Origin of the sequence: Sphingopyxis sp. DBS4 (genome assembly GCF_024628865.1) — a bacterium.
In the GTDB taxonomy this organism is placed as follows: domain Bacteria; phylum Pseudomonadota; class Alphaproteobacteria; order Sphingomonadales; family Sphingomonadaceae; genus Sphingopyxis.
In genome coordinates this window covers 2978485-2998891 of record NZ_CP102384.1, presented here as the reverse complement: position 1 = coordinate 2998891, position 20407 = coordinate 2978485, and the positions used below count along the sequence as shown (strand labels likewise).

Annotated in this window: 21 protein-coding genes and 1 pseudogene; 15 read left to right on the top strand and 7 right to left on the bottom strand. The window is 64.5% G+C overall.

All coding sequences use genetic code 11. The features are described from left to right. Positions 1-2 precede the first annotated feature (2 nt). On the bottom strand, positions 3-317 hold the full coding sequence (locus NP825_RS14315; RefSeq protein ID WP_257544684.1) for a TrbC/VirB2 family protein: 315 nt from the start codon (positions 315-317) through the stop codon (positions 3-5). Positions 318-494: 177 nt separating this feature from the next. Between NP825_RS14315 and NP825_RS23570 the strand changes: the two genes are divergently transcribed. The 7 genes and pseudogenes from NP825_RS23570 (at position 495) to NP825_RS14280 (ending at position 7964) form a co-directional block, all read left to right on the top strand. Beyond that, a complete protein-coding gene (locus NP825_RS23570) occupies positions 495-875 on the top strand; it encodes a TrbC/VirB2 family protein (RefSeq protein WP_306997034.1) in 381 nt (126 codons plus the stop codon). Positions 876-1034: 159 nt separating this feature from the next. After that, positions 1035-1259: a hypothetical protein gene (locus tag NP825_RS14305; RefSeq protein WP_257544682.1), complete on the top strand. Its 225-nt coding sequence runs from the start codon at positions 1035-1037 to the stop codon at positions 1257-1259. A gap of 38 nt (positions 1260-1297) precedes the next feature. Next, on the top strand, positions 1298-5473 hold the full coding sequence (locus NP825_RS14300) for an RHS repeat-associated core domain-containing protein (protein WP_257544680.1): 4176 nt from the start codon (positions 1298-1300) through the stop codon (positions 5471-5473). Next, positions 5463-5825: a hypothetical protein gene (locus NP825_RS14295; protein ID WP_257544678.1), complete on the top strand. Its 363-nt coding sequence runs from the start codon at positions 5463-5465 to the stop codon at positions 5823-5825. The genes NP825_RS14300 and NP825_RS14295 overlap by 11 nt, the downstream gene beginning before the upstream one ends. Positions 5826-5936: 111 nt before the next feature. Then, positions 5937-6279, top strand: a pseudogene (locus NP825_RS14290) (IS110 family transposase); the annotation flags it as partial. Between the two features lie 495 nt (positions 6280-6774). Further along, positions 6775-7332 carry a hypothetical protein gene (locus NP825_RS14285; RefSeq protein ID WP_257544676.1) on the top strand — a complete coding sequence of 186 codons (558 nt, stop codon included), beginning with the start codon at positions 6775-6777 and terminating at the stop codon, positions 7330-7332. Between the two features lie 32 nt (positions 7333-7364). Further along, positions 7365-7964 carry a GNAT family N-acetyltransferase gene (locus tag NP825_RS14280; protein ID WP_257544674.1) on the top strand — a complete coding sequence of 200 codons (600 nt, stop codon included), beginning with the start codon at positions 7365-7367 and terminating at the stop codon, positions 7962-7964. A gap of 39 nt (positions 7965-8003) precedes the next feature. Here the strand turns inward: NP825_RS14280 and NP825_RS14275 are convergent, their stop codons facing one another. Both NP825_RS14275 and NP825_RS14270 read right to left on the bottom strand, forming a co-directional pair. Further along, the gene (locus NP825_RS14275; protein WP_257544671.1) at positions 8004-8459 is read right to left on the bottom strand and encodes an NfeD family protein; all 456 of its coding nucleotides are present in this window, start codon (positions 8457-8459) and stop codon (positions 8004-8006) included. A gap of 1 nt (position 8460) precedes the next feature. Next, entirely contained in the window at positions 8461-9372 is a 912-nt protein-coding gene (locus NP825_RS14270; RefSeq protein ID WP_257544669.1) for an SPFH domain-containing protein, read from the bottom strand. Between the two features lie 73 nt (positions 9373-9445). On the opposite strand from NP825_RS14270, the gene NP825_RS14265 reads away from it, so the two are divergent. Continuing rightward, entirely contained in the window at positions 9446-10243 is a 798-nt protein-coding gene (locus NP825_RS14265; protein WP_257544667.1) for a CoA ester lyase, read from the top strand. A 313-nt stretch (positions 10244-10556) separates the two neighbouring features. Continuing rightward, a complete protein-coding gene (locus NP825_RS14260) occupies positions 10557-12059 on the top strand; it encodes a M28 family peptidase (RefSeq protein ID WP_257544665.1) in 1503 nt (500 codons plus the stop codon). Between the two features lie 115 nt (positions 12060-12174). On the opposite strand, the gene NP825_RS14255 is transcribed toward NP825_RS14260, so the two are convergent. After that, on the bottom strand, positions 12175-13548 hold the full coding sequence (locus tag NP825_RS14255) for a class II 3-deoxy-7-phosphoheptulonate synthase (RefSeq protein ID WP_257544663.1): 1374 nt from the start codon (positions 13546-13548) through the stop codon (positions 12175-12177). Positions 13549-13826: 278 nt separating this feature from the next. Here NP825_RS14255 and NP825_RS14250 point away from each other — a divergent pair, with 278 nt between their 5' ends. From NP825_RS14250 to NP825_RS14235, 4 genes are all read left to right on the top strand, one after another. Continuing rightward, a complete protein-coding gene (locus NP825_RS14250; RefSeq protein WP_257544661.1) occupies positions 13827-14504 on the top strand; it encodes a cyclic nucleotide-binding domain-containing protein in 678 nt (225 codons plus the stop codon). A gap of 331 nt (positions 14505-14835) precedes the next feature. After that, positions 14836-15186, top strand: a complete 351-nt coding sequence (locus NP825_RS14245; protein WP_257544659.1) for an ArsC family reductase — start codon at positions 14836-14838, stop codon at positions 15184-15186. Next, the gene (locus NP825_RS14240; protein WP_374046496.1) at positions 15183-16256 is read left to right on the top strand and encodes a glycerophosphodiester phosphodiesterase; all 1074 of its coding nucleotides are present in this window, start codon (positions 15183-15185) and stop codon (positions 16254-16256) included. Before NP825_RS14245 ends, NP825_RS14240 begins: the two co-directional genes overlap by 4 nt. Continuing rightward, complete coding sequence (locus NP825_RS14235; RefSeq protein ID WP_257544656.1) at positions 16253-17191, top strand: aldo/keto reductase; 939 nt, start codon at positions 16253-16255, stop codon at positions 17189-17191. The genes NP825_RS14240 and NP825_RS14235 overlap by 4 nt, the downstream gene beginning before the upstream one ends. 156 nt (positions 17192-17347) lie before the next feature. On the opposite strand, the gene NP825_RS14230 is transcribed toward NP825_RS14235, so the two are convergent. The 3 genes from NP825_RS14230 to NP825_RS14220 all read right to left on the bottom strand — a co-directional run bounded on the left by NP825_RS14230 (position 17348) and on the right by NP825_RS14220 (position 18463). Beyond that, positions 17348-17563, bottom strand: coding sequence for a helix-turn-helix transcriptional regulator (locus tag NP825_RS14230; protein WP_257544654.1), 216 nt, complete (start codon positions 17561-17563; stop codon positions 17348-17350). Next, complete coding sequence (locus NP825_RS14225) at positions 17556-17981, bottom strand: DUF2178 domain-containing protein (protein WP_257544652.1); 426 nt, start codon at positions 17979-17981, stop codon at positions 17556-17558. Before NP825_RS14225 ends, NP825_RS14230 begins: the two co-directional genes overlap by 8 nt. 62 nt (positions 17982-18043) lie before the next feature. Beyond that, the gene (locus tag NP825_RS14220) at positions 18044-18463 is read right to left on the bottom strand and encodes a hypothetical protein (protein WP_257544650.1); all 420 of its coding nucleotides are present in this window, start codon (positions 18461-18463) and stop codon (positions 18044-18046) included. Positions 18464-18603: 140 nt separating this feature from the next. Here NP825_RS14220 and panB point away from each other — a divergent pair, with 140 nt between their 5' ends. Both panB and NP825_RS14210 read left to right on the top strand, forming a co-directional pair. Further along, the gene (gene panB, locus NP825_RS14215) at positions 18604-19467 is read left to right on the top strand and encodes a 3-methyl-2-oxobutanoate hydroxymethyltransferase (RefSeq protein WP_257544648.1); all 864 of its coding nucleotides are present in this window, start codon (positions 18604-18606) and stop codon (positions 19465-19467) included. A gap of 111 nt (positions 19468-19578) precedes the next feature. Further along, on the top strand, positions 19579-20406 hold the full coding sequence (locus NP825_RS14210; RefSeq protein WP_257544646.1) for a tetratricopeptide repeat protein: 828 nt from the start codon (positions 19579-19581) through the stop codon (positions 20404-20406). Position 20407: the final 1 nt, after the last annotated feature.

The window sequence follows — 20407 nt, the reverse complement described above, 5'->3', positions numbered from 1 at the left end:
GCTCAGCGGCCCAGGCTGGCGGTGGACTGGATGCCCGCGACGATGCTCGCGGCGCCGAACAGGATGAAGCAACCGAGGATGACCGTCGCGCCATAACGCCAGTTGATCCGTCCGGTCAGCATCAGGAAGCCGACCGTCGCGACCGCGATCACCGCGACGACCGTCGCGACCGTGCCGAGCAGCGTGCCTTCGAGCCAGCGCACTGCGGAAACCAGTACGCCCGAGCCGGCGGGATCAGCGAGTTCCTGGGCGTGAGCGGTAGCCGCATGGAAGAGCCCGATCATGGCACCGGTCCAACCTGCGATCTTCCCCTTCATGCGTCCCCCATTTGCGCTCGCGGCTGCCCTGCAGCGAGTCTTCAGCATTGTCTAACCCGCGCCGCACAGCTCTGCCAAGGACAAATCATCACCATTATAGTGCGTTAATGCGGCTTGTTCCCTGGGCTGCGTCATGATTAGATCGGCTCGGCCAAATAGCGCAGCTGCGGGATCGCAATGTATTCTTCCTCCTCGCTTACTGATCCGACCGGCAGCCGCCCGATTGCAGAGGGTGTTGCCTGGGTTCAGGGAGCAGCTTTGGGAAGTGTTGCAACCACGGTCGCAGTGATCGCGGTTGCCGCCATCGGGTTGATGATGCTTGCCGGAAGACTCGAACTGCGGCGCGGCATTACGGTCGTGCTGGGATGCTTCATCCTGTTCGGGGCCGCCAGCATCGCGGCAGCGCTGACGGGACTGGGCAGAGCGGATGGCCAGCAAAGGGCGGTTGCGGCGTCCGATCCAAGCCCCTTGGCAGGCCAGCTACCGGCCTCGGCTCCGTCGCCTGCGGCTTATGATCCTTATGCGGGCGCCTCGGTGCCGCAAGCACGGCAGCGATAGCGCGTACCTCGACATCCGTTTTCCGATGAAACCATATCGGTGACGATTGTGGGGTTTGGAGGCGGAATCTGCCTTTCCTACAATTGCTTGGCACGATAGCCCTTGGGAATAGAGCCGAGTCCCTTTCGAGGTTCGGCGCGAAGAGGGGAGCGGCTTCGCATGAACATGGTTCGCGGATCGATAGCCGGAATGGCATTGTTGGCGGTGGCAACACCAGCCTTCGCATCGGAAACCGTCACCTACAGCTATGATGCCAGGGGCCGGCTGGTGAAGGTGGTTCGCACCGGCACGGTGAACAACAATGTCACCGTCGAATATACGCACGACAAGGCCGACAACCGCACCCGGCTAAAGGTAACCAATTCGCCCAATCCGCCGCCCTGATCGAACGCGACGGGGTTTTTCGGCAAAGGGGGAAGCGGATGCGAAATCGGGGCGACGGCGGGATCGGGAAGCGGGCCGGGGGACGGACCGGCTGCTGGCGGATCGGCGACTGGATCGTGCGCGCGGCGGCCGCGCTGCTGTTGCTGGCCGGAGCCTGCGGGCCGCAGGCGGTGCTGGCGCAGACGTCGCCCGCGTTCCGCAATCTCGACGCGAACGGGGTCGACGTGATTACCGGCGACCTCGTCCTCGACGTGCCCGAGGCGTCGATCGGCTCGGGCGATGCGAAGCTCTCGCTCGTGCGCCAGAACAACCAGTTCGCGCCGACGCAGTGGGACGGCTATTATTTCATCCTGACGCGGAGCGGAACGACGACGACCATCCGCATCGGCCTGGCTGACGGGACCGGCGACACGTTCGTCAACGGCGTTTCGAGCAAGTCCGACGGCGCGACGCTGACCGGCGGCTCCAACAGCTATACCTACCGCCGCCCCGACGGCACATCGGTGACCTTCACCGATCAGAATACGCCCGGCGGCTCCGACGGACTCCTCAACAGCTTCTGCGGCTCGGAAGGCACGGCATTGAGCTGCGAACTGCTGCCGACCACGATCACTGCGCCCGACGGGCGTACAGTCACGCTGTCGTTCCAGCTCTACAGCTATCCGGGTGTGCCGCAGGGGACGCAGCCGGTAAAAATTTACAGCAAGCGGCTGTGGATGATCACTAACGGCTACGGCTATCGGATCAAGTTCACCTATGCGAGCAGCGGCGGCGGGCCTGTCGGTGGGGGAGGCAGCGCGCCGCCGCCCGCGTCGTGGTCCACGCGCACTTCCGCAAGCTTCTACAACACCGCGGTCAGTACGACGGTGCCGCAATCGACGGTGAGCTATGCGACCCCGTCGACCGGCGTCACCGAGGTGACCGACCCGTCGGGCGAGGTGACGACGGTGACCGATGGCAGCGTCCAGCAGCCCGGCGACACCGCCCCGTCGCTCGATACGACGAGCAGCGGCGGCTCGGTCACCTCCGCGACCAAGAACGGGGTGACGCGGACCTATTCGACGTCGGTGACGGGGAGCACGCGGACGATCACGATCACCGATCCCAACGGCAAGACGCGGGTGATCGTCAACACGCTGGGGATCGGCAGGCCCGATTCGATCACCGACGAAAACGGCGACACGACCAGCTTTACCTATGACACGGCGAAGCGGCTGACGCGCAAGACCTTCCCCGAGGGCAATTACATCAAATACACCTATGACGGTCGCGGCAACATCACCGAGACGCGGCTGGTCGCAAAGCCGGGATCGGGCCTCGCCGACATCGTCAGCACCGCCGCTTTCCCCGCGACCTGCTCGAACCCGTTGACCTGCAACAAGCCGACCAGCGTCACCGACCCGCTGGGGAAGGTCACCAGCTATGTCTATGACGCGACGCACGGCGGGGTGACGAGCGTCACCGGGCCTGCGGTCGGCGGGGTGTCGCCGCAGATCCGCTACAGCTACACGCAGGTCGCGGGCGCCTACAAGGTGACCGGCATATCGCAGTGCCGCACGACGGCGAGCTGCGCGGGGACGGCCGACGAGGTCAAGACGGTCATGGCCTATGACACCAACGGCAACATGACCTCGATCACCAATGCGGCGGGCAACGGCAGCGTCAGCGCGACCTCGACGATGAGCTATGACGCGCGCGGCAATCTGCTCACGATCGACGGGCCGCTGGCGGGCAGCGCGGACACGACGAGCTATCGTTATGATGCCAATAGCCGTCTGACGGGAACGATATCGCCCGACCCTGACGGCGCCGGAGCGCGGGTGCGCAGCGCCGTCCGCTATATCTATACCGCCGCCGGCGACCTGATCGAGATCGATTATGGCACGGTGACGGGCACGTCGGATACGAACTGGGCCGCGTTTGCGACGAGCTATAAACAGACAGTCACCTACGACGCCAACCACCGGCCGAGCGTGAGCAAGCTGGTATCGGGCAGCACGACCTATGGGCTGACGCAATATAGCTATGACGCGCTGGGGCGTCTCGGCTGCGCGGCGGTGCGGATGAACCCGGCGGTGTTCGCATCGCTGCCGGCGAGCGCCTGCACCGCGGGGACGACGGGGAGCGCGGGCCCCGACCGGATCACGCGGACGAGCTACGACGATGCGGGGCAGGTGACGAAGGTCGAGACGGCGGTGGGGACGGCGGAGGCGGCGAACGCCGTGACCAGCGCCTATACCGCGAACGGCCAGCTGAGCTATGTCGTCGACGGGGAGAACAACCGCACGACCTATATCTACGACGGTTTCGACCGCCTGTGGCAGACGCGCTATCCGGTGACGACGCAGGGGGTGAACAGCAGCAATGCGAGCGATTACGAGCAACTCACTTATGACGCGCGGAGCAGCGTGACGCAGCGGCGGCTGCGCGACGGGACGAGCATCGGCTACACGTACGACGCGCTGGGGCGGGTGACGGCGAAGGACCTTCCGGGAACCGAGCCCGACACGAGCTACAGCTACGACCTGCTCGGCCGCGCGACAGGGGTGGTGCAGGGGACGCAGACGTTGAGCTTCGTGCAGGACGCGCTGGGGCGTCTGACGAGCCAGACGGGGCCGCTGGGGACGACCGGCTACACATATGACGCGGCGGGTCAGCGGCTGACGATGAGCTACCCGGGCGGGGTGCTGACGCTGACCTATGATTACGACCCAGCGGGGAATGTGACGAAGATCCGCGAGAATGGGGCGGCCTCGGGTGTCGGGGTGCTGGCGACCTATGCCTATGACGACCTCGGGCGGCGCACGAGCGTGACCTATGGCAACGGCAGCGTGCAGAGCTTCGCCTATGACGCGGCGTCGCGGCTGTCGACGCTGACGAACAATCTCGGCGGAGCCGCGACGACGCACGACCTGACGCAGAGCTTCACCTACAATCCGGCGGACCAGATCGCGAGCGTGAGCCGGAGCAACGACGCCTATGCGTGGCAGGCGCATTACAATGTCGACCGCAGCTACACGATCAACGGGCTCAACCGGATCATGAATGTGGGAAGCACCGCGTTCACCTACGACGGGCGCGGCAACCTCACCAATGACGGAACGAACGCCTATACCTACACGAGCGAGAATCTACTCAAGACCGGGCCGAGCACGACGCTGGCCTATGACCCGCTGGGGCGCCTCTACGAGACGGTGAAATCCCCCACCACGACGCGGTTCCTCTACGACGGCGTTGATCTGATCGGGGAGTATAATGGCAGTAACGCCGTGCAGCGGCGCTATGTCCATGGTCCCGGCACCGACGAACCGATCGTGTGGTACGAGGGCAGCACGATCAGCAGCGCGACGCGGCGGTTCCTTATGCGCGACGAGCGGGGCAGCGTGGTGAGCGTCACCGACTCATCGGGTGCCACCATCCACATCAACGCCTATGACGAATATGGCATCCCTGCCCCAGGCAACATCGGGCGGTTCGGCTACACTGGTCAGACGTGGCTCCCCGAACTTGGGATGTGGTATTATAAAGCGCGCATCTACTCGCCGACGCTGGGGCGGTTTATGCAGACCGATCCGATCGGTTACGCCGACGGCATGAACTGGTATAACTATGTTGGGTCCGACCCGGTGAACCTCGGTGATCCGCTGGGGCTCGGCGTAAACTGCAATGCGGATGAATCGCAATGCGTAGATGATGGCCTCAGTGGTCCAGTTGTAACTGGCGGCAGCTCCTGGCTCTCAATTCGCAGAATATTCAGGACGATCGACATCATCATCGATTATGCACCTCGAAATGGCAGCGGAGAGGGAACGCAAAGGGAAAAGGCCAAAGCTTGCGCAGTTCCTTCTGGAGGGCCCGGGAAAGATCAGCTAGATGCAAACATTCGTGAAGCTGAACGCCAGAGAGCAATGAATTATGGTGCGCAATGGAGCATCTTTGCTGCTCCAGCCCTTGAGGGTGGGACAGGGGCTTGGTTTGTTTCAAAGGTTAAAACTGGAGGGGATTGGGATTACAAAAATAAAGGCTACAGCAATGGTCAAAATTTCGGAAATTTTAACTATGGAGCTACTGCTTCTGCTCTAGGATACGATTTACCGACTGTTATAGGTGCAGCTAACGCTTATTCTTTAATTGATAATGGATCGCTAGAGTCTCAATTAGATATGATAAGGGCTGGATTTTCCTATGCCCAGAAGAGGTGCGATGGTGAATAGGTTGATATCAATATCTATTATTATTATTTTTCTTTCATCATGTGGATCTTCCAAGTTATCTAGGGACTATGTCTCCCCGGACGGGGAAATTCGCGCGGTTGTAAGTTATACTGATAAAGGGGCTTGTTGCTCAAACAGTTATAAAGTTGTTCTTTTTATAGATGGGGGTAAGGAAGAAGTATTTTCTGGTAGCGGATCCGGTAAAATTTTTGTTTATTGGCAGGGGAATGACTTATTAAACATTAAAACAGATGACATATATAAATATGAAATAACGGCAAGAATATTTCGTAAAAATCCCGTTCTTCCTGACGGCTCTGAGAATTCTGTCAGGGTGCGATACATTAATTGATATTAAGAATTACGGTGATGGTGTGGACGGCGCTCTGTTGAGGGTTTGATTCGGGAAGCCCGGACCTCCACGGTGTGACTGTCGAAAGTCCACCAAAAGGAGCACCGTCCGATGAGCAAGCTATCAGCCGATCTTTCATCTGTCACGACCGTTGCGGTTGATCTGGCGAAGCATGTTTTTCAAATCCATGCTGTCGATGCGAGCGGCAAGGTGGTTGTTGCCCGGGCTTTGCGCCGGCGGGAGTTGCTGTCCTTCTTCGCGTCGCTGCGGCCGCATGGAGGCGTGCGGCTCGGCGCATCACTGGGGGCGCGAGTTGATGGCGCTGGGGCGGCATGAGGTGAAGTTGACCCCGCCTGTTTATGTAAAGCCCTTTGTCCGGCGGCAGAAGAACGATACGGCGGCGATCTGCTTGACGATGCGGCGATGCGGCGCGGACGCGGATTTTGTTCCCATTGCCTGATGCCCAATGAGGTCCAAGGCGCCCTGACACCGGAGAAAGACCCTTCCGTGCCGAGCGTGAGCGGAAGAATTGAGAAAGCGCTATCAAGACGCTATGTGCCTTGAGGGCGCGCATGACACGGTGAACCTTGCGGCCGTGGCACGCCAGCCGACGGACTGGCGAAGCGCATGCGAGGGAGGCAAGCCTTCGCCGCGTGTCTACGTCTTTAGCTGTCGATCGGACGATCTTCTCATCCAAGATGTCCCGATGGACTCAAGGAGCAGCAGGGAACGCCAGGAACTTCCCGTTCTCTGCTAAGCGGCCGAAGGTGACGATTTTTCTGGATCTTTGTAGCTATCCCGGCTTCCCGCCTCCCTCATATGGAAATCGCCACCAAGTTATAACATAGGTGTGCCCGGGAAAGCGGGAATGACGAAAAGAGGGGGCAGTCCGGACCTAGACGCGCCCGCCGCTCTCCCATATCCCTTGTCCGGTGGGGAAGGGGGCGTCATGCAACCGATGACGGCGGCGGAAATCATGCAGCTCGAACTGCAACTCGCGGGTCGCGCCTCGCTGCTCCAGTTCGGCTGCGGCAACAGCACGCTTGTCGCCGCAAGGCAGGCTCAGACAATCGTCTGCGTCGACGGCGACGCAGACTGGCTGGCCGAGGTCGGCGCCAATCTCGCCCGCGCGGCGATCGATTTCACGCCTGTCCATGCTGACATCGGGCCGATCGGCGACCGGGGCTATCCCGCCGATCGCGGCCGGATGCAGGACTGGCCGCGCTATCATGTGCAGGTGTGGCGCCAGCTTTCGGCCAGCCCCGACGCGGTGCTGATCGACGGACGCTTTCGCGTCGCCTGCCTGTTGCAGGCGATCGTCCACGGCAGGCCCGACTGCCTGCTGTTGTTCCACGGCTTCACCGACCGGCCGGATTATCAGGTCGTGTTGCGGCACGCCGATATGCTGGCGCGGGTCGATACGCTCGCGGTGCTGCGCGCCAAGCGGCAGGTCGACGGCACCGCGGTGCTCCACGACCTGTTCGACCATTTCCTCGTTCCCGATTGACGCCACTCGGCCCGCTGCGGCATGTCGGCGCGATGATCACATCGCCCCCGCTCATCGAGACCGACCGCCTTCGCCTCCGGCCGATGCGTTTTGCCGACAAGGACGTCCATATCGCGATGTGGGCCGACGCGCGCGTCACCCGCTTCATCGGCGGCGAGCCGCGCGCGCCCGACGTGAGCTGGGCCAAATATCTGAGTTCGGCGGGGCTGTGGCCGGTGATGGGCTTCGGCTATTGGGTGTTCGCCGACAAGGCGAGCGACGCGCTGGTCGGTATGGGCGGGCTCAGTTATTTCTGCCGCGGCATCCCCGAGCTCGAGGATTGTCCCGAGGCGGGCTGGGCGTTCGACGCCGACCATTGGGGCGCGGGCTATGCAACCGAGGCGATGACCGCGGCGCTCGGCTGGGCCGACGCGACCCTCGACGCAAAGGAAGTGCGCTGCATCATCGATCCCGGCCATCTCGCATCGGAGCGGGTGGCGGCGAAGCTGGGCTTTCGCCGTATCGGCGAAAGCGACGCACTGGGCCATGCGGTGGCGATCTATTCGCGGCCCAGGGGGGGGATGAACCGTCATTGCGAGGAGCCGAAGGCGACGCGGCAATCTCCCGCTATCGACCTTGCGCAAGGTCGATAGCGGGAGATTGCTTCGCTCCGCTCGCAATGACGGATTTGGCTAAGCCGCTTCCACCACCAGCACGCCGCCGTCGGCGCTGACGACGCGGACCTTGCTGCCCTCGGCGGCGTCGGGGCCGTGGACCGGCCATTCGCCGTCGCCGACCCTGGCGCGGCCGCGGCCGTCCTCGATCGCCCGGGTCACCGTCAGCACCTCGCCGACCAGCCGCACCGCGCGCTGGTTGAGGTTGGGATCGGCGGTGGTGATCGGGTTCGCCTTCAGCCAGCGACGCGCGCTGTAGAGCGCGATGAATGATAGCACCGCGAAGATGCCGAGCTGCGCCGGAACGCTGTCGGCGACGCCGGGGACGATCCATGCGAAGACGCCGGTGACGATCGCCGCGGCGCCGAGCCAGATCAGGAAGAAGCCGGGCGCGACGATCTCGGCCGCGGCGAGCAGCACGCCGAGCGAGAGCCACGCCCAGTGCGGTTCCATGTTCGCCAGCCAGTCCGCCATCTCAGGCCCCCTTGCGTTCGAGCGCGTCCTTGGCGAGCTCGCCGATGCCGCCGAGCGTGCCGATGAGCTGCGTCGCCTCGACCGGGAACAGGATCGTCTTGGCGTTCGGGCTGGTCGCGAACTGGCTCACCGCCTCGACATATTTCTGCGCGATGAAGTAATTGATCGCCTGCGCATTGCCGCCCGCGATCGCGTCGGACACCATCTGCGTCGCCTTGGCTTCGGCCTCGGCCTCGCGCTCGCGCGCCTCGGCGTCGCGGAAGGCGGCTTCGCGGCGGCCCTCGGCCTGCAATATCTGGCCCTGCTTCTCGCCCTCGGCGCGCAGGATCTCGGAAGCGCGCATCCCTTCGGCTTCGAGGATGTTGGCGCGCTTCTCGCGTTCGGCCTTCATCTGCCGCGCCATCGCGTTCGAAATGTCGGCGGGCGGGCGGATGTCCTTGATCTCGACGCGGGTGATCTTGACCCCCCACGGCGTCGTCGCATCGTCGACGACATGCAGCAGGCGGGTGTTGATCTCGTCGCGCTTCGACAGCGTCTCGTCGAGGTCCATCGACCCCATCACCGTGCGCAGGTTGGTGGTCGTCAGGTTCATGATCGCCAGATAGAGGTCGCTGACCTCATAGGCCGCCTTGGCGGCGTCGAGCACCTGAAAGAAGACGACGCCATCGACCGCGACCATGGCATTGTCCTTGGTGATGATCTCCTGCCCCGGAATGTCGAGCACCTGCTCCATCATGTTCACCTTGCGCCCGACGCGGTCGAAGATCGGCATGATGAAGTTGAGCCCCGGCTGCGCGGTGTGGGTGTAGCGGCCGAAGCGTTCGATCGTATAGGCATAGCCCTGCCGGACCGGAGTTAGCGCCCAGACCAGGAAAACCAGGGCCAGCACCACCAGCGCAAGCGCGAATTCCATCGATCGTCCCCTCTCTCACAAAAGCATCATCTCCTTATTGCGGCAATGCGGCGGCTGCGCCACAGAAAAGCGCATGACCGACTTTGCTCCCCGCTCGCTCCTTTATGTTCCCGGCTCGAACGCCCGCGCGCTCGACAAGGCGCGGGGGCTCGCCGCCGACATGCTGATCATCGACCTCGAGGATGCGGTTCCGGCCGACCGCAAGGCGGAGGCGTGCGCCGCGATGCGCGCGGCGGTCGCGGCGGGCTTTCCCGGCAAACGCGTCGCGGTGCGGATCAACGGAACGGGCAGCGAGCATCAGGCCGACGACCTTGCCGCTGTCGCCGGGCTGGCGCTGGATGCCGTGGTGCTGCCGAAGGTCGACGCGCCGTCGGATCTCGACCCGGCGCGCCCGCTCGGCGTGCCGCTGCTGGCGATGATCGAGACCCCGGCCGCCATCTATGCGGCGCGCGCTATCGCCGCCGATCCCGCGACGCACGGGCTGATCGCGGGGCTCAACGACCTTGCGCACGAACTGAAGCTGCCCGATGGCATGGACCGCGGTGCGATGAGCCATGCGATTCAGGCGATCGTGCTCGCGGCGCGCGCGGGCGGCGTCTGGTGCTTCGACGGCGTCTATAATGCGATCGACGATGCGGCGGGCTTCGCAGCGGAAGCGGCCGAGGGGCGACGGCTCGGCTTCGACGGCAAGACACTGATCCACCCGTCGCAGGTCGACCCGTGCAATACTGCCTTCGCACCCTCGCCGCGCGAGATCGCTGCGGCCGAGGCGCTGGTCGCGGCTGCGACCGGCGGCGCGCAGCGGCACGAGGGACGGATGATCGAGGACATGCACGTCGCCGCCGCCCGCGCGTTGCTGAAACGCCGGTAAATCAATTCGCGCGGAAGCGCAGAGAGCGTAAAGATTTTTGTTCACGCGGAGACGCGGAGGCGCGGAGATGATTGGGCCGACAGGCCCCTCCCTTTCTCGAACTTTCGTTTGTAACGCGAGACCGCAGGAAAAGGCCGCTTTGCGGCAATCGCCATTTCTCCGCGCCTCCGCGTCTCCGCGTGAACAAAAAGTTTCGATCCTCTGCGTTCTCTGCGCCTCTGTCCGAATCCAATCCAGCACTGTTGCGCCCGCCGTCCGTCGTTCGACGAACGCGCCTTGCCTGCTCAATCCGGCCATGCCATGCGGCGGGCCCATGAAAATCCTCCCGTTCCGGGCCGCCATCGCGGCCGCCGCCCTGATCGCCATCGCGCCCGCAAGTTACGCGAAGGATGCCGATGCGCCGGTCACCGAGGCCGAACTCGCGGACCATATCCGCATTCTTTCCAGCGATGCCTTCGAGGGGCGCGGGCCCGGCACCGAGGGGGAGGATCGCACCATCGCCTATATCGTCGGCGAATGGGCGAAGGCGGGGCTCGAGCCCGTTCCGGGTAGCGCGACGCCGTGGCTCCAGGGGGTGCCGCTGGTCGAGACGCAGGCAACGGGGGGAAGCGCAACGTTCAAGGCCGGCGGCGGCGATCTGGCGTTCGACGACGACGGCATCGTCCTGACCGGCCGCGACGCGTCGGTGTCGCTCGCGGACGTGCCGGTCGTCTTCGTGGGATACGGCATCGACGGCGCGGGCAGGGTGAACGCGGACGTCAAAGGCAAGCTCGCGATCATGCTTTTCGACGCCGCGCCGTTCGGCAAGGATTTGCCGCGCTATCGCGAACGGCGGCAGATGCTCGCCGATGCGGGCGCGGCGGGAGTGCTCGTCATCGCGACCGACGCGGTGCCGTGGTGGCAGCTTCGCGAGGCGGCGAGCCGCACGACGACGCGGCTGGCATCCGCAAAGGCGGGCGCGTCGGTCACCGGCTTCCTGTCGCCCGAAGCCGCCGACGCCCTGTTCAAGCGGGCGGGGCGGGACGGCGCCGCGCTCGGCGCGGCGGCTAAGGCGGCGGGTTACAAGGGCGCCTTGCTGCCCGTGACCGCCGACATCACGGCGACGGCAACCGTGCGCGCCTACCAGAGCAACAACATCATCGCCAAGCTGCCCGGTGCAAAGCCCGACGGCAAGGCGGTGCTGTTCCTCGGTCACTGGGACCATCTCGGCATCTGCGCCCCCGACGATCCGAAAGATCGCATCTGCAACGGCGCGGTCGATAATGCGAGCGGGATCGCGGTGCTGATCGCGGTCGCAAAGCGGCTCGCCGGCGGCGCGCGGCCCGATCGCGACATCTATTTCATGGCGACGACCTCGGAGGAGAAGGGGCTGCTCGGCGCACACTGGTTCGCCGACTATCCGGTCGTGCCGCTTTCGGATATCACCGTCGCGCTCAACATCGACACCATAGCCATCTCTCCGCGCGGCACCCCGGTCGCGACGATCGGCCGCGGCAAGCCCGCCTATGACGCGATGGTGCGCGCGGTCGCGGGCGAACTCGGCCGCAAGATCGACGACGACGGCGAGGCCGATCCCTTCATTCAGCGGCAGGACGGCTGGGCGCTCGGCGCCAAGGGCGTGACCTCGCTGATGGTCGGCGGCAGCTTTTCGGACATGGCGCTGCTCGAAAAATTCCTCGGCAGCGACTATCACGAGCCCGCCGACGAATTCTCCGACAAGGTGCCGCTCGGCGGCGCGGCCGAGGATGCCGACCTGCACGTCGCGCTGGGCCGCGCCTTCGCTGATACGCAGCGCTGGCCGGGGAAAGCCAAATAAGGGGAAATAAAGCAGCGTGTCCCCGCGAAGGCGGGGACCCATCATCTGCCGCTTAATTTCGGCACAACAGGAGATGGGCCCCCGCCTTCGCGGGGGCACACCAAAATGGTTGGGCTCAGGCCGCCTGCTTCGCCCGGTCCGACATTTCCTGATTGAGCATTTCCGCCAGCAGGAACGCCAGTTCCAGCGACTGCCCCGCATTGAGCCGCGGGTCGCAGTGCGTGTGATAGCGGTCGGCGAGGTCCATCTGGGTCACGTCCATCGCGCCGCCGGTGCATTCGGTGACGTTCTGGCCGGTCATCTCGATATGGATGCCGCCGCCATGCGTGCCCTCGGCGCGGTGCACGGCGAAGAAGCCGCGCACCTCGGCGAGGATGCGCTCGAAGGGCCGCGTCTTGTAGCCGGTCGAGGTCTTGATGACGTTGCCGTGCATCGGGTCGCACGACCAGACGACCGGATGCCCCGATTCCTTCACCGCGCGCACCAGCTTCGGCAGATGCGCCTCGATCTTGTCGTGGCCGTAGCGGGTGATCAGCGTCATCCGCCCCGGCACATGATTGGGGTTCAGCGTGTCGAGCAGGCGCAGCAGCACGTCGGGCTCGAGGCTTGGCCCGCATTTCATGCCGACCGGATTGCCGATGCCGCGCAGATATTCAATATGCGCCGACCCCTCGAAGCGGGTGCGGTCGCCGACCCACAGGAAATGGCCCGAGGTGTCGTACCAGCCGCCGGTCAGGCTGTCCTGCCGTGTCAGCGCCTGCTCATAGGGGAGCAGCAGCGCCTCGTGGCTGGTGTAGAAGCTGGTGCCCTTGATCTGCGGCACCGTCTCGGGCGTGACCCCACACGCTTCCATGAAGGCGAGGGCTTCGGAAATCCGCCCCGCGGTTTCCTGATATTTCTTCGCCCACGGGCTGCGGTCCATGAAGTCATGCGTCCAAGCGTTGACCTGATGCAGATTCGCGTAGCCGCCGTTCGCGAAGGCGCGCAGCAGATTGAGCGTCGCCGCTGACTGGTTATACGCCTTGATCATCCGCGCCGGGTCGGGCTCGCGGCCCGCCGCCTCGAAACCGATGTCGTTGATGATGTCGCCGCGATAGCTGGGCAGTTCGACGCCATCCACATCTTCCATGTCGGCCGAGCGCGGCTTGGCGAACTGGCCCGCCATGCGGCCGAGCTTCACCACCGGCATTTTCGATGCGAAGGTCAGCACGACGGCCATCTGGAGCAGGACGCGGAAGGTGTCGCGAATGTTGTTCGGATGGAATTCGGCAAAGCTTTCGGCGCAGTCGCCGCCCTGGAGCAGGAAGGCCTTGCCTTCCGCCACGCGGCCGAGTTCGGCGGTCAGGTCACGCGCCTCGCCGGCAAAGACCAGCGGCGGATAGCTCGACAGCTCCTTTTCGGCAGCCGCCAGCGCGGCGGCGTCCTGATAGGTGGGAAGCTGCCGCGCTTCGTGCGTGCGCCAGCTCTGCGGTTGCCATGATTGCGTCATATCTCTTGTCTTCATTCTGCGTCGAATCGCGGGCCGCCATGGCGTGAATGCGCCGCCGACGCAATGCGCGCATACCCTTGGGAAGAGAAAATTAGCATTTTGGTGGCTTTTACGCACCTATGCTTTTCTCGATCGATAAAAACTGATAAATTATTGCAACAACCGGGCTGCGTGGGTCGTCGCGGTCAAGGTGTTGGGTAATCGGTAACGTTATGGGGTTGGCGATAACGCCATGCTGCTGGTGGCCCGGTTAGGGCCTCGATGCGAAAAGGCTGCCTATGACCGGTTTCGATCCGGCCTGGTTTGGATATGGGGCGCTTGTCGTGCTGCTGGCGGCAAGCCTCGTCGCGCGGGTCGATCATGTCCGGCTCGGGCTGGCGATCGCGGCGCTGCTCGCGCTGCCCGTCGCCATCCTTGGCTGGCACGGAACGGGCTATACCTTGCTCATCCTTGCCATATTGCTCGTCAATCTCGGCCTGATCGCGCGGCTGTGGCTGCGCGCGAGCAAGGTCCGCTTCTCGGCCGAGGAGCAATTGTTGCGCGAGCGCCATTTCGACGGACTGGGCCCCGCGGCGGCGCGCGCGCTGATCGACCATGGTCACTGGATTTCGGCGCGGCGCGGTGAGGTGCTGATCCGCGAAAATGAGGCGGCGCCCTGCCTCTTCTATCTCGCTGAGGGTGCGGCGGCGGTCCGCCGCGACGGTCAGGACGTCGGCGCGGTCGCCGACGGCGCGCTGATCGGCGAGGCGACGGTGCTCGACGGCGCCCACGCGACCGGCACGGTCGTGCTGACCTGCAATTCGCGGCTGTGGTTCATCCCGGCGGCGGGATTGCGCGCCTATCTCGCCGCCCAGCCCGACGTCGCCGCCGCGCTCCATGAAGGCTTCGCGCGCGCGCTGCGCGGAAAATTGGCAAGCGCCAACGCCCGCATTGCCGACCGGCCGCCCCTGCCCTAGGGTCGCCGCCTTTCCTCCCAATCGGCAGAGCGACCAAGATTCATGACCCTGACCCTCTACGGCATTCCCAACTGCGAGTTATATGGAAGGCACGTAGAAACGTGGGCCGCTTCGGAGCGCCAAGCGTGACGCGTCAGACGATCCACATGGGATCAGCAGTTTCACTTGCTGCCTTCGTTTGCGTGTTGTTAGCTGGCTCCAACTTGCACGCGCTCATTTCTGAGAGCTCCTTCGCGACGAATTGCGTATTGGTGATAGCCGGTGCCAGCATGTTGGGCTGCGCCTATTTCCTGCCGCGCTCAGTTAGGCTGTGGTTTCGAAGGAAAAGAAAATGACGTTGACCATATTCGGAATCAGTAACTGCGACACGGTGAAAAAGGCGCGGCGCTGGCTCGACGAGCATGGCGTCGCCCATCGCTTTCACGACTATCGCAAGGACGGCCTCGATGCCGCGCAGCTTCAGGGCTGGATCGATACGCTCGGCTGGGAAAAGCTGCTCAACAAAAGCGGCACGACCTTTCGCAAATTGCCCGATGCGGAGAAAGAGGGACTCGACGCCGTGAAGGCCAAGGCGCTGATGCTCGAGCAGCCGGCGATGATCCGGCGCCCGCTGGTCGATGCCGACGGCGCGTTCAGCATAGGGTTTTCGGCCGATGACTGGCAGCAGCGCTTTGCGGCATGAAGGGGTGGCGCGCCGCGCTGATGCTGCTGGCGCTCTCGGGCTGCGGCGCTGAGCCGATGGCCGCCCAGCCCACCCTCGACGGCAAGCCGCCGATTGTCATCGCCCATCGCGGCGCCTCGGGCGAGCGGCCCGAGCATACGCTGGCAAGCTACCGCCTCGCGATCGAGCAGGGCGCCGATTTCATCGAACCCGACCTGGTGCTGACCAAGGACGGCGTGCTCGTCGCGCGGCACGAGAACGAGATTTCGGAAACGACCGACGTCGCCGATCATCCCGAGTTTGCGGGCCGCAAGGCGGTGAAGACGATCGACGGCAAGGCGGTGACGGGCTGGTTCACCGAGGATTTCACGCTCGCCGAATTGAAGACGCTGCGCGCGAAGGAACGCATTCCGCAGTTGCGCGGAACCGCGCATGACGGGCAATATGAGATCCCGACCTTTGCCGAAATCCTCGACTTGCTGGCGGCGGTGAACAAGGGGCGCGACCATCCGGTCGGCGTCTACCCCGAGACCAAGCACCCGAGCTATTTCGCCGCGATCGGCCTGCCGCACGAGGCGCCTTTGCTCGCGATCCTCGAAAAATACGGCTATCGCGGCCGCACCGCGCCGGTGTTCATCCAGAGCTTCGAGGTCGGCAACCTCAAGGCGATCCGGGCGAAGAGCGACCTGCCGCTGATCCAGCTCATGGACGGTGAGGGCGGCCCCGCCGACGATCCGAAAGCGACCTATGCGATGATGGCGACCCCGGCGGGGCTGAAAGCGGTCGCGGCCTATGCCGACGGCATCGGGCCGAACAAGGACATGGTCATCCCGCGCGGGGCGATTGGAACGCTCGGCGATCCGACCGTGCTGGTACGCGACGCCCATGCCGCGGGGCTCAAGGTCCATCCCTGGACCTTTCGCCGCGAGAATTATTTCCTGCCGCTCGCCGACAAGGGCGGGCTCAATCCGGCGGGGCATGGCGATCTCGCGGCCGAGATCAAGACCTATCTGAGGACCGGTATCGACGGGCTGTTCAGCGACAACCCGCGCGAAGCGGTGCCGGCAGTGAAGGAAGGAGTTCCCCAATGACCGAACGCGCGCTCGGCAAAAGCGGCCTGTCGATCCGGCCTTTCGTGCTCGGCGGCAATGTTTTCGGCATGACCGCCGACCGCGCCGCGAGTTTCGCGATCCTCGACCGCTTCGTCGAACGCGGCGGCGGGATGATCGACACCGCAGACGTCTATTCGGCGTGGGTGCCCGGGCACAAGGGCGGCGAGTCCGAAACCATGATGGGCCAGTGGCTGAAGGCGAGCGGCGCGCGCGACACGGTGCTGGTCGCGACCAAGGTCGGGATGATGCCCGGCGGCCTGAAGCCCGACCGCGTCCGCGAGGCGGTGCAAGGGTCGCTCGACCGGCTCGGTGTCGACACGATCGACCTTTATTTCGCGCACAAGGATGATCCCGACGTGCCGCTGGGCGAGGTGCTCGGCGCGTTCGGTGAGTTGGTCGACGCGGGGACGGTGCGTGCGATCGGCGCCTCCAATTACAGCGCCGAACGGCTCGGCGAAGCGCTGCGCACCGCCGACGAACTGGGCCTGCCGCGTTTCACCGTCATGCAGCCCGAGCTCAACCTGCTCGATCGCGCGCAATATGAAGGCTCGCTCCAGACCCTGTGCATCGACGAAGAATTGGGCGTCATCACCTATTTCAGCCTCGCCTCGGGCTATCTGTCGGGAAAATATCGCGGCGCCGACGACCTCGGTAAAAGCCCGCGCGGCGCGCGCGCCAAGGCCTATCTGGAGGGCAAGGGGCCGGCGATGCTGGCGGCGATGGACCGCATCGCGGGCGAGACCGGCGCGACACTGTCGCAGATCGCGCTCGCCTGGGTCGCGGCGCAGCCCGGCGTCACCGCGCCGATCGCGAGCGCGACAAGTGTCGGCCAGCTCGACGAGATATTGGAAAGCGAGACGTTGGTGCTGACCAGCGAGCAGATTGCGGCGTTGAACGACGCCGGACTGGGGTGAGCCTCGTCAGGGTGGGTTTCGACCGTTTCCCGTCATCCCGCGAAGGCGGGGATCCAGCTTTTCTTTCACTGTCGACAAGCTGGATCCCCGCCTTCGCGGGGATGACGGATGAAGGAAATGAACGGCAGCCAACCATCCCAAAGCGGACTCCCATGTTCAATCCCCCTCCCACCGAAACACGGCCTCGAGCGGCTTGTCGAAGACGTGCGCGATGCGGAAGGCGACTTCGAGCGACGGCGAATATTTGCCCTGTTCGATCGCCGCGATCGTCTGCCGCGTCACCCCCACGCGCTCGCCAAGTTCGCCCTGGGTCATCTCGCCCGCCAGGAAGCGCAGGGTGCGGATGTCGTTGCTGAAGGGAGGCTTAGCCATGCCAGCCCCTCCGATAGCTCGTCACCACCACCAGCAATCCGACCGTTTCGGCGACCACGATCGCGAACAGCGCGCTGTTGACGATGTGCATCGGCGGATCGGTGAAGGGCATGACGACCCCGACGATGATCGTGCCGGTCAAAAGGACGTAATAGCCGACCCGCGTGCCGCGCGCGGCAATCGCGCGGTCGCGCTCGTCGACGCGTGCGCGGGGCAGCTTGCGCGCCGCGATCGCCAGCCAGACATGGCCGATGATCACGGCCACGGCCTGCGTCGCGGCGATCGCCCCGAACAGCCACAGCATCGCGAAGCGCTCGCGTCCCGCGGGATGGCCGGCAAGGATCAGTCCGAAATAGAGGCCATAGGCCAGCAGCATCGCGACCAACGTCAGCCAGGCCTTCTTCTCGGTATAGGTCATCGTCGGTTCCTGAGTCTCGCGTTGTCGGGATTCGGTCGGGGGTGGGACGACGCGGGCGGACATCATCCACCCCTCCGATAGGCACCGACCTGGCTTGCCAGGCGGACCAGTTCGGCCGCGACGATCGCGGCGAGCAGGCCGTTGAGGACGGCCGCCAGATCGGCGGTCCAATATCCGAGGGCAAAGCAGCAGGCGGCGCCGACGATCAGCACATAATAGGCGCGCGTGGCGGCGCGGCGGGTGATGTCCCTGTCGCGCTCGTCGGCAGGCGCATTGGCGTCGCGCGGGCGGTGGATCGCGAGCACCACGGCGGCGGCGGTCAGCGCGAGCGTCATCGCCGCCGCGACAAGGATCAGCAGGCCGCCCTGTGCCGCCAGCGCGGGAACGCCGCTGAGGCCCCAGGGAAAGACGATGGCATAGCCCCCGAAGGCGAGGACGATCGCGCCGATCGTCAGCCAGTCGATTTTCTCGCGAAATGTCATCGAACGACTCTCCATATGTTCGCTATTGATGACGTAAAGTTAAAAATATCGAACATTGAGTCAAGGAAATTTTACAATCAGGCGATGCAGGCCGAGTTCGATCTTTCGCTCGGGATCGGGACGGGCTAGACCCCCGCGCCATGTCCACGCTCCCCAAAACCCTCACCCTCGACACTTCCACCAGCCGCGCCAACCCGACGCCGCAGCCGATGAAACGCCTGACGGTGCCGCGCATCCGCCAGCGCAAGGGCGGCGAGCCGATCGTGATGCTGACGGCCTACACCGTCCGCATGGCCCAGCTTCTCGATCCGCACTGCGACATGCTGCTCGTCGGCGATTCGCTCGCGCAGGTGATCTATGGCTTGCCCCACACCGTCGGGGTGACGATGGACATGATGGCGCTCCACGGTGCCGCGGTGGTGCGCGGCAGCTATCATGCTGCGGTCATCGTCGACATGCCCTTCGGCAGTTATGAGGGCAGCCCCGAACAGGCGTTCAACAACGCCGCGCGCCTGCTCAAGGAAACCGGCGCCGCAGCGGTGAAGGTCGAGGGTGGCAAGGTGCTCGCCCCGACGATCGAATTTCTCACCCAGCGCGGCATTCCGGTGATGGGCCACGTCGGGCTGACGCCGCAGGCGGTGAACATCCTCGGCGGTTACGGCGTGCGCGGCAAGAGCGACGCGGAAGCGCGCTCGATCGTCGAGGATGCGGTCGCGGTCGCGCAGGCGGGCGCCTTTTCCATCGTGATCGAAGGCGTGCTCGAATCGATCGCGATCGAGATCACCAACAAGGTCGATTGCCCGACGATCGGCATCGGTGCGTCGGCGCAGTGCGACGGCCAGGTGCTGGTGACCGACGACATGCTCGGCATGTTCGAACGCGTGCCCAAATTCGTCAAGCGCTACCAGGACATGGCGGGCGTCGTCAGCGGTGCGGTTCAGGATTATGCCGAAGAAGTCAGGGCGCGTTCATTTCCGACAGCCGATCAGATCTACGCAGGGTGAAGGCCGGCAACGCGCGCAAGTGAATCGCTTGGCCTTTTCCGGCGCCGTCGCTAAGGAAGCGGCCGGCCGGCTGATATGGTCCGGGGCCAATGAGATGTGATGGAGGTTTGATTGGCGCTGAGCCCGACGAACAGCAACGACGCGTTTTTGCAGGAAGTCGATGAGGCCGTCCGCAAGGATCAGTTCGACACTATCATGCAGCGCTATGGACGCTGGATTCTCGGCGGGGCGGTCGCCGCGCTGCTCGCGTTCGGCGGCTATCTCTATTGGGGGCACCGGCAGGAAATCGCGCGCGGCGAAAAGGCCGAGGCGCTGATCGCCGCGTTCGACAAGGTCAATGCAGGGCAGCCGACCGCTGCGACCGCCGAACTCAAGGCGCTCGAAGGCGAAGGCAATCCCGCCTATCGCGCCGCGGCGCTGATCGAGCAGTCGAACCTGAAGGCGAAGAGCGGCGACCTCAAGGCGGCGGCCGCGCTGATCGCCAAGGTCGCGGCCGACACCAAGCTCGACCAGTCGCTGCGCGACATGGCGCTGATTCGCCAGACCGCGCTCGAATATGACACGCTGAAGCCCGAGGCGATCATCGCGCGGCTGAAACCGATCGTCGATGCCAAGGATCCGGCGTCGAGCTGGTTCGCGAGCGCTGCCGAGCTCAGCGCCGCGGCTTATTATCAACAGGGAAAATATGATCAGGCCGGCCAGCTATATGGCCGGATTGCGAAGCTGCCCGATGTCGCCAAGACGCTGCAATCGCGCAGCGTCCAGATGGCGGGAATGCTGGGCGTCGATGCCGTCGCCGACCGTGCAGCGGAAAGCCTGAAGGCGGAAGTGGAGGGCGCGCGCGCCGCCGCAAGCGCAGCCAATGCGGCTCCGGCCGCCGGGGACCAGAAAGGCACGCCGGGCGCAGCGGCGGCCGCGAAAAATGAGGAAGCCAAGTAAC

Excerpts from the sequence above, each read along its gene's own strand:
- NP825_RS14315 (WP_257544684.1), bottom strand. The coding sequence starts at position 317 with ATGAAGGGGAAGATCGCAGGTTGGACCGGTGCCATGATCGGGCTCTTC.
- NP825_RS23570 (WP_306997034.1), top strand. The coding sequence starts at position 495 with ATGTATTCTTCCTCCTCGCTTACTGATCCGACCGGCAGCCGCCCGATT.
- NP825_RS14305 (WP_257544682.1), top strand. The coding sequence starts at position 1,035 with ATGAACATGGTTCGCGGATCGATAGCCGGAATGGCATTGTTGGCGGTG.
- NP825_RS14300 (WP_257544680.1), top strand. The coding sequence starts at position 1,298 with ATGCGAAATCGGGGCGACGGCGGGATCGGGAAGCGGGCCGGGGGACGG.
- NP825_RS14295 (WP_257544678.1), top strand. The coding sequence starts at position 5,463 with ATGGTGAATAGGTTGATATCAATATCTATTATTATTATTTTTCTTTCA.
- NP825_RS14285 (WP_257544676.1), top strand. The coding sequence starts at position 6,775 with ATGCAACCGATGACGGCGGCGGAAATCATGCAGCTCGAACTGCAACTC.
- NP825_RS14280 (WP_257544674.1), top strand. The coding sequence starts at position 7,365 with ATGATCACATCGCCCCCGCTCATCGAGACCGACCGCCTTCGCCTCCGG.
- NP825_RS14275 (WP_257544671.1), bottom strand. The coding sequence starts at position 8,459 with ATGGCGGACTGGCTGGCGAACATGGAACCGCACTGGGCGTGGCTCTCG.
- NP825_RS14270 (WP_257544669.1), bottom strand. The coding sequence starts at position 9,372 with ATGGAATTCGCGCTTGCGCTGGTGGTGCTGGCCCTGGTTTTCCTGGTC.
- NP825_RS14265 (WP_257544667.1), top strand. The coding sequence starts at position 9,446 with ATGACCGACTTTGCTCCCCGCTCGCTCCTTTATGTTCCCGGCTCGAAC.
- NP825_RS14260 (WP_257544665.1), top strand. The coding sequence starts at position 10,557 with ATGAAAATCCTCCCGTTCCGGGCCGCCATCGCGGCCGCCGCCCTGATC.
- NP825_RS14255 (WP_257544663.1), bottom strand. The coding sequence starts at position 13,548 with ATGACGCAATCATGGCAACCGCAGAGCTGGCGCACGCACGAAGCGCGG.
- NP825_RS14250 (WP_257544661.1), top strand. The coding sequence starts at position 13,827 with ATGACCGGTTTCGATCCGGCCTGGTTTGGATATGGGGCGCTTGTCGTG.
- NP825_RS14245 (WP_257544659.1), top strand. The coding sequence starts at position 14,836 with ATGACGTTGACCATATTCGGAATCAGTAACTGCGACACGGTGAAAAAG.
- NP825_RS14240 (WP_374046496.1), top strand. The coding sequence starts at position 15,183 with ATGAAGGGGTGGCGCGCCGCGCTGATGCTGCTGGCGCTCTCGGGCTGC.
- NP825_RS14235 (WP_257544656.1), top strand. The coding sequence starts at position 16,253 with ATGACCGAACGCGCGCTCGGCAAAAGCGGCCTGTCGATCCGGCCTTTC.
- NP825_RS14230 (WP_257544654.1), bottom strand. The coding sequence starts at position 17,563 with ATGGCTAAGCCTCCCTTCAGCAACGACATCCGCACCCTGCGCTTCCTG.
- NP825_RS14225 (WP_257544652.1), bottom strand. The coding sequence starts at position 17,981 with ATGACCTATACCGAGAAGAAGGCCTGGCTGACGTTGGTCGCGATGCTG.
- NP825_RS14220 (WP_257544650.1), bottom strand. The coding sequence starts at position 18,463 with ATGACATTTCGCGAGAAAATCGACTGGCTGACGATCGGCGCGATCGTC.
- panB (WP_257544648.1), top strand. The coding sequence starts at position 18,604 with ATGTCCACGCTCCCCAAAACCCTCACCCTCGACACTTCCACCAGCCGC.